The sequence below is a fragment of the Mycobacterium sp. 012931 genome, from assembly GCF_000419295.1.
GTDB lineage: Bacteria > Actinomycetota > Actinomycetes > Mycobacteriales > Mycobacteriaceae > Mycobacterium > Mycobacterium marinum.
This window is the reverse complement of record NZ_AOPX01000001.1, coordinates 4201947-4216644: the sequence shown is the minus strand read 5'-3', so window position 1 is coordinate 4216644 and position 14698 is coordinate 4201947. Positions and strand designations below refer to the sequence as shown.

Here is a 14698-nt window from a genome sequence, read left to right as displayed (position 1 = left end):
GGCCCCGCATCGTGGCCGCGGGCGCGCAATGCTACGGTGTCGGGCAGTCGACATCCTTTAACGACCCGTCCGGAGAGGCGGAGAAGGAGGTCAGGTTCTCGCATGGGTGCCGCCAATGATGCCGTGGATGGCAGGGAGTTGATGTCCGCGGCCGACGTCGGTCGAACTATTTCCCGCATTGCGCACCAGATCATCGAAAACACCGCGCTGGATAGCCCGGACTCGCCACGCGTCGTGTTGCTCGGGATCCCGACTCGCGGTGTGATCCTGGCGTCGCGGTTGGCGGCCAACATCGGTGAATACAGTGGCATCGAGGTCGACCATGGTGCGCTGGACATCACGCTGTATCGCGATGATCTGATGAGCAAACCGCCGCGGCCGCTGGAGGAGACCGAGATCCCGGCCGGCGGCGTCGACGACGCCTTGGTGATTCTGGTCGATGACGTGCTTTACTCCGGGCGCTCGGTGCGCTCGGCGCTGGACGCGTTGCGCGATGTCGGGCGGCCGCGATCGGTCCAGCTGGCCGTGTTGGTCGACCGCGGGCACCGGGAACTGCCGGTGCGCGCGGACTACGTGGGCAAGAACGTGCCCACCGCCCGCAGCGAAAGCGTGCATGTCCAATTCAGCGAACACGACGGCCACGATGGGGTGGTGATCTCTCGATGACACCCAGGCATCTGCTGGCGGCGGGCGACTTGAGCCGCGACTACGCCATTTCGATCCTTGACGACGCCGACCGCTTCGCGCAGGCCCTGGTTGGCCGTGAGGTCAAGAAGTTGCCGACGCTGCGCGGTCGCACCGTGGTGACGATGTTTTACGAGAACTCGACACGAACCCGGGTGTCCTTCGAGGTGGCCGGTAAGTGGATGAGCGCGGACGTGATCAATGTCAGCGCGAGCGGGTCCTCGGTCAGTAAGGGCGAGTCGCTGCGCGACACCGCGCTGACCCTGCGTGCGGCTGGCGCCGACGCCCTGATCATCCGGCACCCCGCGTCCGGGGCGGCGCGGCTGCTCGCCGATTGGACCGCCGGCCAATCCGACGGTGGCCCTTCGGTGATCAACGCCGGCGACGGCACTCACGAGCACCCGACGCAGGCGCTGCTGGACGCCCTGACCATCCGGCAGCGGCTCGGTGGCATCGAGGGCCGGCGCGTCGTCATCGTCGGCGACATCCTGCACAGCCGGGTGGCCCGCTCCAACGTCATGCTGCTGCACACGCTGGGTGCCGAGGTGGTGCTGGTGGCGCCGCCCACCTTGCTGCCGGTGGGTGTCGCGGATTGGCCGGTCACCGTATCCCATGACCTTGACGCCGAGCTTCCCGCCGCCGACGCGGTGCTGATGCTGCGGGTGCAGGCCGAGCGGATGAACGGCGGATTCTTCCCCTCGGTGCGGGAGTACTCGACCTTGTACGGTCTGTCCGACCGTCGGCAGGCGATGCTGGGCGGTCACGCGGTGGTGCTGCATCCCGGGCCGATGCTGCGCGGCATGGAGATCGCCTCATCGGTTGCCGACTCGTCACAGTCGGCTGTGTTGCAACAGGTTTCCAACGGAGTCCACATACGCATGGCGGTGCTGTTCCATGTCCTGGTTGGACTCGAGTCGGCTGGGGAAGAGGGTGCGGCGTGAGCGTTCTGCTGCGCGGAGTGCGGTTGTACGGCGAGGGCGAACGGGTCGACGTGCTCGTCGACGACAACCAGATCGCTGACATCGGGACCGGACTGGCCATCCCCGATACGGCGGATGTCATCGATGCCACCGATCACGTGCTGCTGCCGGGGCTGGTCGACCTGCACACCCACCTGCGCGAGCCGGGCCGCGAATATGCCGAGGACATCGAGACCGGTTCGGCGGCAGCAGCGCTGGGTGGCTACACGGCGGTGTTCGCGATGGCCAACACCCATCCGGTGGCCGACAGTCCGGTGGTCACCGACCACGTCTGGCACCGGGGACAGCAGGTCGGTTTGGTCGACGTACATCCCGTCGGCGCCGTCACGATCGGGCTCGCCGGAACTGAACTCACCGAGATGGGCATGATGAATGCCGGTGTCGCCGCGGTGCGGATGTTCTCCGACGACGGGATCTGCGTGCACGACCCGCTGATCATGCGCCGCGCTCTCGAATACGCCACCGGCCTGGGTGTGCTGATCGCCCAGCACGCCGAGGAGCCCAGGCTGACCGTCGGTGCGGTCGCCCACGAAGGCCCGAATGCCGCGCAGTTGGGCCTGGCGGGTTGGCCCAGGGCGGCTGAGGAATCGATTGTGGCCCGCGACGCGCTGCTGGCCCGAGACGCGGGCGCGCGGGTTCACATCTGCCACGCCTCCACCGTGGGAACCGTTGAAATATTGAAATGGGCTAAATCACAAGGTATTTCGATCACAGCGGAGGTTACTTCGCATCACCTGCTGCTCGATGACCGCAGACTGTCCGGCTACGACGGGGTGAATCGGGTCAATCCACCGCTGCGCGAGGCGTCTGATGCGATGGCGCTGCGACAGGCGCTGGCCGACGGGATCATCGATTGTGTGGCCACCGATCACGCGCCGCACGCCGAGCACGAGAAATGCGTCGAGTTCTCCGCGGCGCGCCCGGGCATGCTCGGGCTGCAGACCGCGCTGTCGGTGGTGGTGCAGACGATGGTGCAGCCGGGTCTGCTGAGCTGGCGCGATGTCGCGCGGGTGATGAGCGAGAACCCGGCGGGAATCGTGGGGCTGCCCGATCATGGCCGGCCGCTCGAGGTAGGGGAGCCGGCCAACCTGACCGTGATTGATCCCGACGCCACCTGGACTGTCACCGGGGCCGACCTGGCCAGCCGCTCGGCCAACACCCCGTACGAGTCGATGACCTTGCCCGCCCGGGTCACGGCGACGCTGTTGCGTGGAAAGATCACCGCCAGGGACGGAAAGAGCCCGGCATGAACTCAGGCACGCTGATCGGCTCCCTGATCTTTGCGGCCGTGCTGGCGGTGTTGATCGCGATGGTGATCGCGCTGATGATCAGGGGCTGGCGGCGTCGCGCGCGACTGCAAAGCGAGCTGATCGGTGCGTTGCCCGACCTGCCCGCCGCGGTGGGTCCCGCGTCGGTCATCACTTGCGGCATGTACGTCGGTTGCACCCTGGCGCCGGCGTCCAACCATCGGGTTGTGGTCGGCGACCTCGGGTACCGCAGCCGGGCGGAACTGACCCGTCATCCGGACGGAATTCTGGTGAAACGTGCGCGGGCGCAGCCGATTTGGATCCCACAGGATTCGATCACCGCGGTACGCACCGAGCGCGGAATCGCCGGCAAGATCGCGGCGCGCGACGGGATACTGGCAATCCGGTGGCGACTGCCATCAGGTACTGAGATCGACACCGGGTTCCGGGCAGACAATCGTGACGAGTACGACGGCTGGCTAGCAGGCTGGCTTCAGCCCCGAACGGAGGGAATCGTGTGAGCAAAGCCTTGCTCGTACTTGAAGATGGCCGAGTCTTCACCGGAATGTCATTCGGTGCGGTTGGCCAAACACTGGGGGAAGCCGTTTTCAGCACCGGCATGTCCGGCTATCAGGAGACGCTGACCGATCCCAGTTACCACCGCCAGATCGTGGTGGCCACCGCCCCGCAGATCGGCAACACCGGCTGGAACGACGAGGACGGCGAGAGCCGCGGCGACAAGATCTGGGTCGCGGGCTACGCGGTACGTGACCCGTCGCCGCGCGCCTCCAACTGGCGCTCATCGACGACACTGGAAGACGAGCTCATCCGCCAGCGCATCGTGGGGATCGCCGGCATCGACACCCGCGCAGTGGTGCGTCATCTACGCAGCCGCGGCTCGATGAAGGCCGGTGTGTTCTCCGGTGCGGCCCTGGCCGCCGGCACGCAAGTAGCCGAGCTGGTCGAGCGGGTGGCTGCCCAACCCCCGATGCTGGGTGCCGATCTCGCCGGAGAGGTCAGCACCCCCGAGGCGTACATCGTCGAACCAGAAGGACCGCAGCGTTTTACCGTGGTTGCCCTGGACCTCGGTATCAAGACCAACACGCCGCGCAACTTCGCCCGGCGCGGCGTTCGCAGCCATGTGCTGCCCTCGTCGGTGACCTTCGATCAGATCGCCGATATCAAGCCAGACGGCGTGTTCTTGTCCAACGGACCCGGCGATCCGGCGACCGCAGACCATGTCGTGTCGCTGACCCGTGAGGTGCTCGGTGCCGGAATCCCGCTGTTCGGTATCTGCTTCGGCAACCAGATCCTCGGCCGAGCGCTGGGATTATCGACCTACAAGATGGTGTTCGGGCACCGGGGCATCAACATTCCGGTCATCGACCACGCCACCGGGAGAGTCGCGGTAACCGCGCAGAACCACGGTTTCGCGCTGGAAGGGGAGGCCGGGCAGTCTTTCGAGACGCCGTTCGGCCGGGCCGCTGTCAGCCACACCTGCGCCAATGACGGTGTGGTCGAGGGGGTCAGACTGGTTGACGGCCGCGCATTCTCGGTGCAGTACCACCCCGAGGCCGCGGCGGGCCCACACGATGCCGAGTACCTGTTCGATCAGTTTGTTGACCTGATGGCGGGGGACCGCTGATGCTCATCGCCGCGAGCGGGTGCCCCCAGCTGACACGCTGGGTTCGGCGCAAGACCGCGCACCTTCGCGTCCAAACCTTAGGGGGCTGCTAGTGCCGCGCCGCACCGATTTACACCACATTCTGGTCATCGGCTCGGGGCCGATCGTCATCGGCCAGGCTTGCGAGTTCGACTACTCCGGAACCCAGGCGTGCCGGGTACTGCGCGCCGAGGGCCTACAGGTCAGTCTGGTCAACTCCAATCCGGCGACGATCATGACCGACCCCGAGTATGCCGACTTCACCTACGTCGAGCCAATTACCCCAGAGTTCGTCGAGCGGGTCATCGCTCAGCAAGCCGAGCGCGGCAACAAGATTGACGCCGTGCTGGCCACCCTGGGTGGGCAGACCGCCCTGAACACCGCCGTCGCTCTACACGAGAACGGGGCGCTGGAACGCTACGGCGTCGAGCTGATCGGTGCCGATTTCGAAGCCATTCAGCGCGGCGAGGACCGGCAGCGGTTCAAGGACATCGTTGCCAAGGTCGGGGGTGAATCCGCCCGCAGCCGAGTGTGTTTCACCATGGACGAGGTTCGCGAGACCGTTGCCGAGCTGGGCCTTCCAGTGGTGGTGCGGCCCAGCTTCACCATGGGCGGGTTGGGCTCGGGTATGGCTTACTCCGCCGACGAGGTGGATCGGATGGCCGGCGCCGGGCTGGCCGCCTCGCCCAGCGCCAATGTGCTCATCGAGGAATCGATCTACGGCTGGAAAGAATTCGAACTCGAGCTGATGCGCGATGGCCACGACAACGTGGTGGTGGTGTGCTCGATCGAGAACCTCGACCCGATGGGCGTGCACACCGGCGACTCGGTCACCGTTGCGCCGGCCATGACGCTGACCGATCGGGAATACCAGCGGCTGCGTGACTTGGGGATTGCGATCCTGCGCGAGGTCGGGGTGGACACCGGCGGCTGCAACATTCAGTTTGCGGTCAACCCCCGAGACGGCCGGCTGATCGTCATCGAGATGAACCCGCGAGTATCGCGGTCAAGTGCGTTGGCGTCCAAGGCGACCGGGTTTCCGATCGCCAAGATCGCCGCGAAACTGGCCATCGGATACACGCTCGACGAGATCGTCAACGACATCACCAAAGAAACGCCGGCCTGCTTCGAACCCACCCTGGACTACGTCGTGGTCAAGGCGCCGCGGTTCGCCTTCGAGAAGTTCCCGGGTGCCGATGCCACGCTGACCACCACCATGAAATCGGTGGGCGAGGCGATGTTGTTGGGCCGCAACTTCGTCGAGGCGCTCGGCAAGGTGATGCGTTCGCTGGAAACCAGCCGGGCCGGGTTCTGGACCGCCACCGATCCCGAAGGCGGCCTCGACGACGTCCTGACCAGGCTGCAAACCCCGACCGAAGGTCGGCTCTACGACCTGGAACTGGCGCTGCGGCTGGGGGCCTCGGTCGATCGGGTGGCCGAGGCCAGCGGCGTGGACCCGTGGTTCGTCGCGCAGATCGACGAGCTGGTCGGTTTGCGTGCCGAATTGGTCGACGCGCCGGTGCTCGACGCGGATCTGCTGCGCCACGCCAAACACAGTGGGCTATCCGATCGGCAGATCGCCTCGCTGCGACCCGAACTGGCCGGGGAAGACGGTGTGCGCTCACTGCGCGAGCGGCTGGGCATCCACCCGGTGTACAAGACGGTGGACACCTGTGCCGCCGAGTTCGAGGCCAAGACTCCGTACCACTACAGCAGCTACGAGCTGGATCCGGCGGCCGAGACCGAAGTGGCTCCGCAGATCGACAAACCGAAGGTTCTGATCCTCGGGTCCGGGCCTAACCGCATCGGCCAGGGGATCGAGTTCGACTACAGCTGCGTGCATGCGGCAACCACGTTGAGCCAGGCCGGTTTCGAGACGGTGATGATCAACTGCAATCCGGAGACGGTATCCACCGACTATGACACCGCGGATCGGCTGTACTTCGAGCCGCTGACGTTCGAGGACGTGCTCGAGGTATTTCATGCCGAGGAGCAGTCGGCCGCCGGTGGGGCCGGCGTGGTGGGAGTCATCGTGCAACTCGGCGGCCAGACGCCGCTCGGGCTGGCAGAACGGCTGGCCAACGCGGGGGTGCCGATCGTCGGCACCCCGCCCGCCGCCATCGACCTGGCCGAAGACCGCGGGGCGTTCGGCGATGTGCTGACCGCGGCGGGACTGCCCGCGCCACGCTATGGCACCGCAACCACCTTCGCGCAAGCCCGCCGTATCGCCGAAGACATCGGCTATCCGGTGCTGGTGCGGCCGTCGTACGTGCTGGGTGGCCGGGGGATGGAGATCGTCTACGACGAGGAGACGCTGCGCGGCTACATCACCCGCGCGACCGAACTCTCGCCGGCACATCCGGTGCTGGTCGACCGCTTCCTCGAAGACGCTGTCGAGATCGACGTGGACGCGTTGTGCGACGGGACCGAGGTCTACATCGGCGGGGTCATGGAGCACATCGAGGAGGCCGGGATCCACTCCGGTGACTCGGCGTGTGCCCTGCCGCCGGTGACCTTGGGCCGCAGCGACATTGAAAAGGTTCGCAAAGCCACGGAAGCCATCGCGCATGGCATCGGTGTGGTGGGTCTGCTCAATGTGCAGTATGCGCTCAAAGACGACATCTTGTATGTCTTGGAGGCCAATCCGCGCGCCAGCCGCACCGTGCCCTTCGTGTCCAAGGCCACCGCCGTCCCGCTGGCCAAGGCATGTGCCCGGGTCATGTTGGGCGCCAGTATTTCCCAGTTGCGCGCCGAAGGGATGCTGGCGCGTACCGGGGACGGCGCCAACGCCGACCCGCGTGCCCCGATAGCCGTCAAAGAGGCTGTGCTGCCTTTCCACCGCTTCCGGCGCGCGGACGGCGCGGCCATCGATTCGCTGCTTGGACCGGAGATGAAGTCGACGGGCGAGGTGATGGGGATCGACCGGGACTTCGGCAGCGCCTTTGCCAAGAGCCAGACCGCCGCGTACGGTTCGTTGCCCGCGGCGGGGACCGTGTTCGTTTCGGCCGCCAACCGGGACAAACGCTCACTCGTGTTCCCCGTCAAGCGGCTCGCCGACCTGGGCTTTCGGGTGCTCGCTACCGAGGGCACGGCAGAGATGCTGCGACGCAATGGGATTCCCTGCGACGAGGTTCGCAAGCATTTCGAGGCGCCACAACCCGGACGCCCGGCGATATCCGCCGTCGACGCGATCCGGGCCGGCGAGGTCGACATGGTGATCAATACCCCATACGGGAACTCCGGCCCGCGTGTCGACGGCTACGAAATCCGCTCGGTTGCCGTGTCCGTCAACATCCCGTGCGTCACCACCGTGCAGGGCGCGTCGGCCGCGGTGCAGGGCATCGAAGCCGGGATCCGCGGCGATATCGGGGTCAGGTCGCTGCAAGAGCTGCACCGCGCCATCGAACAACAGAGCGCGGCCGACGGCGGGGCCCGGTGACCGGATTCGGCGCACGCTTGGCAGAGGCCAAGGCACACCGCGGGCCGCTGTGTTTGGGGATCGATCCCCACCCCGAGTTACTTCGGGCCTGGGATCTGCCGGCCACCGCCGACGGATTGGCCGCGTTCTGCGATATCTGCGTGGCGGTCTTCGCGGGATTTGCGGTGGTCAAGCCGCAGGTGGCTCGTACCCACCCCGAGTTACTTCGGGCCTGGGATCTGCCGGCCACCGCCGACGGATTGGCCGCGTTCTGCGATATCTGCGTGGCGGCCTTCGCGGGATTTGCGGTGGTCAAGCCGCAGGTGGCGTTTTTCGAAGCGTACGGTGCCGCGGGATTTGCGGTGCTGGAAGGCACGATGGCCGCGCTACGGGCCAATGGTGTGCTGGTCCTGGCGGACGCCAAGCGTGGCGACATCGGGTCGACGATGGCGGCCTACGCGGCGGCCTGGGCGGGCGACTCGCCGCTGGCGGCCGATGCCGTGACTGTCTCGCCCTTTCTGGGGTTCGGCTCGCTGCGGCCCCTGCTCGAGGTTGCGACGGCCAATGATCGGGGTGTGTTCGTGCTCGCGGCTACCTCCAATCCGGAGGGCGCCACCATTCAACGCGCCGACGCGGATGGCCGCACGGTGGCCCAACTGATCGTCGATCAAGTCGGACTCTTCAATAGTGAAGTTGGCGAAGTGACGGGGCCGGAGCCCGGATCAGTTGGTGTGGTCGTCGGTGCAACGGTGCTGAATCCGCTGGATGTGAGCGGGCTGGGCGGACCCGTATTGGTTCCCGGCGTCGGGGTGCAGGGCGGCCGGCCGGAGGCGCTGGGCGGCCTCGGCGGCGCGGCGCCACAACAGCTGTTGCCCGCGGTGTCGCGCGAGGTCCTGCGCGCCGGCCCCAGCATTTCTGAAGTCCGGGCGGCGGCCGAGCGGATGCTGGACTCCGTCGCGTACCTTTCAGCGGTCTAGGTCTTCGGGTCAAGCACGCTCGGCGCCCGTTGCTGTTGGAGTTTCTGTAGCCGCTGACGCCCGGGGTCGATCTGCGTCTGAGCGCCGCCGGAATCCCAGCCCGCTTGCCACCTCACACGTCGGCGCTCGGCAACCGTGCGCGGCAGCCGGGCTCCATGCTTGCCGGAATCCACTCTGAAAAGGCTTGCAGTAAAAGGAAAATCGTCAGATTTCCGTGGTCACCGGGGCTTCGTCGCGGCCCGCCAAACTGCCCGAGTCGGCGTCGGCACGTTCGCATTGGTGCCGGCGCGATCAACTGCGTGTGGCCGTTTGGGCGCCCGCGCCGCGCTGTTGTTCGGGAAACCCCGACGTTGCTGGCCGCATTCGGCTGGACATCCGTACCAGATTTGCTGGGCAGTCGAAATGGACCGATGTTCGTCCGTCGGTGAATGCGGCGCGACGCCCGCGTCGTGAGTCGGCGTGGTGGGGTCTCGGGTCCGCCCCGTTCCGGCAACGTGGACGGGCCCACCGCACGGTTCGAGCATGCGCTGGCCTGCTGATTCGCTCCATTTGCCCCGAACCGCCCGACACGCGCGACACGCCACCGAAATGCGTGATCCATGGCACGTTGGTCGCGGGGGTTGCTCGGGGTGGCCCGGGGCGGCCCAAACCGGCCGGCGGGCGGTGCGATCGTCGGGCGGCGCCGCCCGCAGATTCCAGTCAAATCGCAAATAACCGCAGCTAGGCATCAATATCTGGGGGTGTGGCCGGACCATCCCGCTGGGCGCTCGACCCCGTGGTTTGTGGCCGCTCGGGCGTGGCGGCGGAGCGCTGATTCGTCTCGCGGCCGGGGCCCACGCTGGGGATTTGTCACCCAAACCAGGGGGTCGGGTTAGATTTCGTCAGGAACCGTGAGTACGGTCGTCTCCGCTGGCTGTAGTACCAGCCAAGACAAACAAATGATCGATTGATATCGATGAGAGACGGAGGAATCGTGGCCCTTCCCCAGTTGACCGACGAGCAGCGCGCGGCCGCGTTGGAGAAGGCTGCTGCCGCACGTCGAGCGCGAGCAGAGCTCAAGGACCGGCTGAAGCGCGGCGGCACCAACCTCACCCAGGTGCTCAAGGACGCCGAGACCGACGAAGTCTTGGGCAAGATGAAGGTGTCTGCGCTGCTCGAGGCTTTGCCGAAGGTGGGCAAGGTCAAGGCGCAGGAAATCATGACCGAGCTCGAAATCGCCCCGACCCGGCGGCTGCGTGGTCTTGGTGACCGTCAGCGCAAGGCCCTGCTGGAAAAGTTCGGCTCCGCCTAGCCCGCTGCCGACGATGCAGGCCGCTGGGCCTGAGGTGGGGTATCACCCGCTAGCAGGGGTGGTGCGGGCAATCAGCGCCCAAGGATCCAGGCTGCAGTGCCTGGTGGGGGTGCCGACTCAGGAGCGCCGATGAGCGCCGGCGGAGGACCGGGCACAGGACATGTGGTCGTGCTGTCCGGTCCTTCCGCTGTCGGCAAGTCGACGGTGGTCCGCTGCTTGCGTGAGCGGATCCCAAACCTGCACTTCAGCGTCTCGGCCACCACCCGGGCGCCGCGGCCGGGGGAGGTGGACGGCGTGGACTACCACTTCGTCACCCCGGAGAGCTTCCAGCAGATGATCGACCAGGGCGAGTTGCTGGAGTGGGCCGAGATTCACGGGGGATTGCACCGATCGGGCACCCCGGCTCAACCGGTGCGGGAGGCCACGGCCTCCGGAGTTCCGGTGCTGATCGAGGTCGATCTGGCCGGGGCCAGGGCTGTCAAGAAGGCGATGCCCGAGGCCATCAGCGTGTTTTTGGCGCCGCCCAGTTGGGAGGACCTCAAGGCCAGGCTGGTCGGTCGGCGCACTGAGACGCCGGACGTTATTCGTCGCCGGTTACAGACCGCGCAGACCGAACTGGCAGCCCAACCCGACTTCGACAAGGTCGTGGTAAACGGTCGATTGGAATCCGCATGCGCTGAATTGGTATCCTTGCTGGTGAGAACTGTGCCCGGCTCTGGGTGAGTCATCAGCCAGGCAAAGAGCCAGAATTCAGAATTGAGATCTTTACCGTCTTCGCAACGATTTACGCCGCCAGGAGAAAGTCTTAAGTGAGTATTCCGCAGTCCGATGCGCCGTTGGCCGCCGTTTCCGCCGTGGATCAATTCGATCCTTCCTCTGGCGGGGTCGGTGCCTACGACACCCCGCTGGGCATCACCAATCCGCCCATTGACGAGTTGCTGGATCGCGTCTCGAGCAAATACGCCCTGGTGATTTATGCGGCGAAGCGGGCTCGGCAGATCAACGACTACTACAACCAGCTCGGCGAGGGCATCCTGGAATACGTCGGGCCGTTGGTGGAGCCGGGCCTGCAGGAAAAGCCGCTATCGATCGCGATGCGTGAGATCCACGCCGATCTGCTCGAGCACACTGAGGGCGAGTAACAGGGCAGGCCCCGGATGGACCGTAAGCGGATCGTCGTCGGCGTCTCTGGGGGTATCGCCGCGTACAAGGCGTGCACGGTCGTCCGTCAACTGACTGAGGCCGGTCATCACGTCCGGGTCATCCCCACCGAATCTGCGCTCCGTTTTATCGGGGCGGCCACCTTCGAGGCGCTCTCCGGTCAGCCCGTGCACACCGGGGTGTTCGACGACGTGCCGGCGGTGCCGCATGTTCAAATCGGTCAGCAGGCTGACCTGGTCGTGGTCGCCCCGGCGACGGCTGATCTGCTGGCCCGGGCGGTAGCCGGGCGCGGAGACGACCTGCTGACAGCAACTCTGCTCACGGCCCGGTGTCCGGTGATGTTCGCTCCAGCGATGCACACCGAGATGTGGCTGCATCCGGCCACCGCCGACAATGTGGCCACGCTGCGCCGTCGTGGCGCGGTGGTGCTCGAACCCGCATCCGGGCGGCTGACCGGCAGTGACACCGGCGCCGGACGCTTGCCCGAGGCCGAGGAGATCACCACCCTGGCCCAGCTGCTGCTGGAACGCCATGATGCGTTGCCCTACGACCTGGCCGGCCGCAAGGTGTTGGTGACCGCCGGTGGCACCCGGGAGCCGATCGATCCGGTGCGCTTCGTGGGCAACCGCAGCTCCGGTAAGCAGGGTTACGCCGTCGCGCGCGTCGCTGCCCAGCGGGGCGCCGAGGTGACGTTGATCGCGGGGCACACCACCGGGTTGATCGACCCGGCCGGTGTCGAGGTGGTGCACGTCAGCACCGCGCAGCAACTCGATGACGCCGTCTCCAAGCACGCACCCACCGCGGACGTGCTGGTGATGGCCGCCGCCGTTGCCGACTTTCGGCCGGCGCAAGTTTCCACCGCCAAGATCAAAAAGACTGCCGACAGTCCACCGGTGATCGAACTCCTGCGCAACGACGATGTGTTGGCCGGTGCGGTGCGTGCGCGCGAGGATGGGCAGCTGCCCAAGATGCGTGCCATCGTTGGTTTTGCCGCCGAGACCGGTGACGCCAACGGGGATGTGCTGTTTCACGCCCGACAGAAGCTGCGGCGAAAAGGCTGCGACTTGCTGGTCGTCAACGCCGTGGGCGGTGACAGGGCCTTTGAGGTGGACAACAACGACGGCTGGCTATTGGCCGCCGATGGAACCGAGGCGGCGCTGCAGCACGGGTCGAAGACGCTGATGGCAAGCCGTATCGTTGACGCAATAGTTACGTTCCTGGATAGCTGTCGCGGGTAGTCGATCCACGGGCTCGGTGCTGTACAGCGGCTGGACAGGTCCTGAACGATGCCTTGCTCGAGTGGACGAGCGCAAATTGATGCCTGAGGATATAATTCGGCTAACTAATTATCGGAAGGATGCAGATAGTGAGTGAAAAGGGTCGCCTTTTTACCAGTGAGTCGGTGACGGAAGGACATCCCGACAAGATCTGTGACGCGGTCAGCGACTCGGTCCTCGACGCGCTTCTGGCGGCGGACCCCCGCTCGCGTGTTGCAGTTGAGACCCTGGTGACCACCGGGCAGGTGCACGTGGTGGGTGAGGTCACGACGACCGCCAAGGAGGCGTTCGCTGACATCACCAATATCGTTCGCGAACGCATCCTCGACATCGGCTACGACTCGTCGGACAAGGGCTTCGACGGGGCATCCTGCGGAGTGAACATCGGTATCGGAGCCCAGTCGCCCGACATCGCACAAGGTGTTGATACCGCCCATGAGGCCCGCGTCGAGGGCGCTGCGGATCCGTTGGACGCGCAAGGCGCCGGCGACCAGGGCCTGATGTTCGGTTACGCGATCAACGACACCCCGGAGCTGATGCCGCTGCCGATCGCGCTGGCTCACCGGTTGTCGCGGCGACTGACCGAGGTCCGCAAGAACGGTGTGCTGCCCTACTTGCGCCCGGATGGCAAGACTCAGGTCACCATCGCCTACGAGGACCGGGTGCCGGTGCGGCTGGACACGGTGGTCATTTCGACCCAGCATGCGGACGACATCGACCTGGTGAAGACGCTGGATCCCGACATTCGCGAGCAGGTGCTCAAGACCGTGCTCGACGACCTGGCCCACGACACCCTGGATGCCTCGGCGGTGCGGGTGCTGGTCAACCCGACCGGAAAGTTCGTCCTTGGCGGACCGATGGGCGATGCGGGCCTCACCGGCCGCAAGATCATCGTCGACACCTACGGCGGGTGGGCCCGGCACGGTGGTGGCGCATTCTCCGGCAAGGATCCGTCCAAGGTGGACCGCTCGGCGGCGTACGCGATGCGCTGGGTGGCCAAAAACGTGGTCGCAGCAGGACTGGCCGAGCGGGTCGAGGTACAGGTGGCCTACGCTATCGGCAAAGCCGCCCCGGTCGGCCTGTTCGTGGAGACATTCGGCTCCGAGGCTGTCGACCCGGTCAAGATCGAGAAGGCCATCGGTGAGGTGTTCGACCTGCGGCCTGGCGCGATCATTCGCGACCTGAACCTGCTGCGGCCCATCTATGCGCCCACCGCCGCTTACGGGCACTTCGGTCGCACCGATGTCGACCTGCCGTGGGAGCGGCTCGACAAGGTCGACGACCTCAAGCGCGCCATCTAGGTTTCCGGCACGAGCAGACGCGGAATCGCGCGCGGGATCCCCGCGCAATGCGATTCCGCGTCTGCTCGCGCGTGTGGTGGCTCAGTTTTGCGCGCTGGGCGGCAGGGGATGGTCGGAGTCCAACGCCGGCAGGCCATCGATGCTGTGCTGGTTGCGATCGATGACACCAGAGAAGGTTTCCTCGGTCGCTTTGCGGAAGTGGGCGTCCAGCACCGGTCGTTCATCGACGAGGTCGTAATAGGGAACCGCGAATCCGCACGCATCCGCGATGCGGTCGACGTCGATCACGACGGCGGAGCGCGTGCCCGGATGAAGAGTCTTGAAATGTTCTCTCAGGGTTTGGAATTCGCCGTCATCGGGGCGCACCACTCGTCCGGTCCCATAGAGCCGCAGGATCCGCGAGTTGCGGGTGAACGAGCAGAACATGATCGTGATCCGGCCGTTGTCGCGCAGGTGCGCAATGGTTTCGGCGCCGCTGCCGAATAGGTCGATGTAGACGACCGTGTGGTCGTCCAGCACCGCGAAAGTGTCGCGATAACCCTTGGGGGAGAGGTTGACTCGGCCTCCGTCGGACGGCGCGGTGGCAACGAAGAACATGGCCTGGTTGCCGATGAACTCGCGGATCGACTCGTCGATGTGCGAGAACTCTTTGGCCACCGAAATCTCCTTTTGCTCATTCGAAGCCGCACGTTCGAGCCT

General features: G+C 66.0%; 13 protein-coding genes. 12 read left to right on the top strand and 1 reads right to left on the bottom strand.

All coding sequences use genetic code 11. The features are described 5' to 3' along the window. Window positions 1–102 precede the first annotated feature (102 nt). From pyrR to metK, 12 genes are all read left to right on the top strand, one after another. The gene (gene pyrR / locus MMSP_RS18460; RefSeq protein ID WP_020787850.1) at window positions 103–666 is read left to right on the top strand and encodes a bifunctional pyr operon transcriptional regulator/uracil phosphoribosyltransferase PyrR; all 564 of its coding nucleotides are present in this window, start codon (window positions 103–105) and stop codon (window positions 664–666) included. Beyond that, window positions 663–1625 carry an aspartate carbamoyltransferase catalytic subunit gene (locus MMSP_RS18455; protein ID WP_020787849.1) on the top strand — a complete coding sequence of 321 codons (963 nt, stop codon included), beginning with the start codon at window positions 663–665 and terminating at the stop codon, window positions 1623–1625. Before pyrR ends, MMSP_RS18455 begins: the two co-directional genes overlap by 4 nt. Further along, a complete protein-coding gene (locus MMSP_RS18450; RefSeq protein ID WP_020787848.1) occupies window positions 1622–2914 on the top strand; it encodes a dihydroorotase in 1293 nt (430 codons plus the stop codon). Before MMSP_RS18455 ends, MMSP_RS18450 begins: the two co-directional genes overlap by 4 nt. Next, entirely contained in the window at window positions 2911–3432 is a 522-nt protein-coding gene (locus MMSP_RS18445) for a hypothetical protein (protein WP_012393961.1), read from the top strand. Before MMSP_RS18450 ends, MMSP_RS18445 begins: the two co-directional genes overlap by 4 nt. Beyond that, a complete protein-coding gene (gene carA, locus MMSP_RS18440; RefSeq protein ID WP_020787847.1) occupies window positions 3429–4556 on the top strand; it encodes a glutamine-hydrolyzing carbamoyl-phosphate synthase small subunit in 1128 nt (375 codons plus the stop codon). The genes MMSP_RS18445 and carA overlap by 4 nt, the downstream gene beginning before the upstream one ends. A 91-nt stretch (window positions 4557–4647) precedes the next feature. After that, window positions 4648–8013 carry a carbamoyl-phosphate synthase large subunit gene (gene carB, locus MMSP_RS18435; protein ID WP_015355819.1) on the top strand — a complete coding sequence of 1122 codons (3366 nt, stop codon included), beginning with the start codon at window positions 4648–4650 and terminating at the stop codon, window positions 8011–8013. Continuing rightward, on the top strand, window positions 8010–8969 hold the full coding sequence (gene pyrF, locus MMSP_RS18430) for an orotidine-5'-phosphate decarboxylase (RefSeq protein WP_051153702.1): 960 nt from the start codon (window positions 8010–8012) through the stop codon (window positions 8967–8969). Before carB ends, pyrF begins: the two co-directional genes overlap by 4 nt. A gap of 973 nt (window positions 8970–9942) precedes the next feature. After that, on the top strand, window positions 9943–10260 hold the full coding sequence (mihF, locus tag MMSP_RS18425) for an integration host factor, actinobacterial type (RefSeq protein WP_015355818.1): 318 nt from the start codon (window positions 9943–9945) through the stop codon (window positions 10258–10260). 129 nt (window positions 10261–10389) lie between these two features. After that, window positions 10390–10983 (top strand): guanylate kinase, encoded by a 594-nt coding sequence (gene gmk / locus MMSP_RS18420; RefSeq protein WP_020787843.1) that lies wholly within the window; start codon window positions 10390–10392, stop codon window positions 10981–10983. Between the two features lie 86 nt (window positions 10984–11069). Further along, on the top strand, window positions 11070–11402 hold the full coding sequence (rpoZ, locus tag MMSP_RS18415; RefSeq protein ID WP_012393967.1) for a DNA-directed RNA polymerase subunit omega: 333 nt from the start codon (window positions 11070–11072) through the stop codon (window positions 11400–11402). Between the two features lie 15 nt (window positions 11403–11417). Continuing rightward, window positions 11418–12659, top strand: coding sequence for a bifunctional phosphopantothenoylcysteine decarboxylase/phosphopantothenate--cysteine ligase CoaBC (coaBC, locus tag MMSP_RS18410; protein ID WP_020787842.1), 1242 nt, complete (start codon window positions 11418–11420; stop codon window positions 12657–12659). Between the two features lie 128 nt (window positions 12660–12787). Beyond that, the gene (gene metK / locus MMSP_RS18405; protein WP_012393969.1) at window positions 12788–13999 is read left to right on the top strand and encodes a methionine adenosyltransferase; all 1212 of its coding nucleotides are present in this window, start codon (window positions 12788–12790) and stop codon (window positions 13997–13999) included. An 81-nt stretch (window positions 14000–14080) separates the two neighbouring features. On the opposite strand, the gene MMSP_RS18400 is transcribed toward metK, so the two are convergent. Continuing rightward, entirely contained in the window at window positions 14081–14656 is a 576-nt protein-coding gene (locus MMSP_RS18400; protein WP_015355816.1) for a pyridoxamine 5'-phosphate oxidase family protein, read from the bottom strand. Between the last annotated feature and the right edge of the window lie 42 nt (window positions 14657–14698).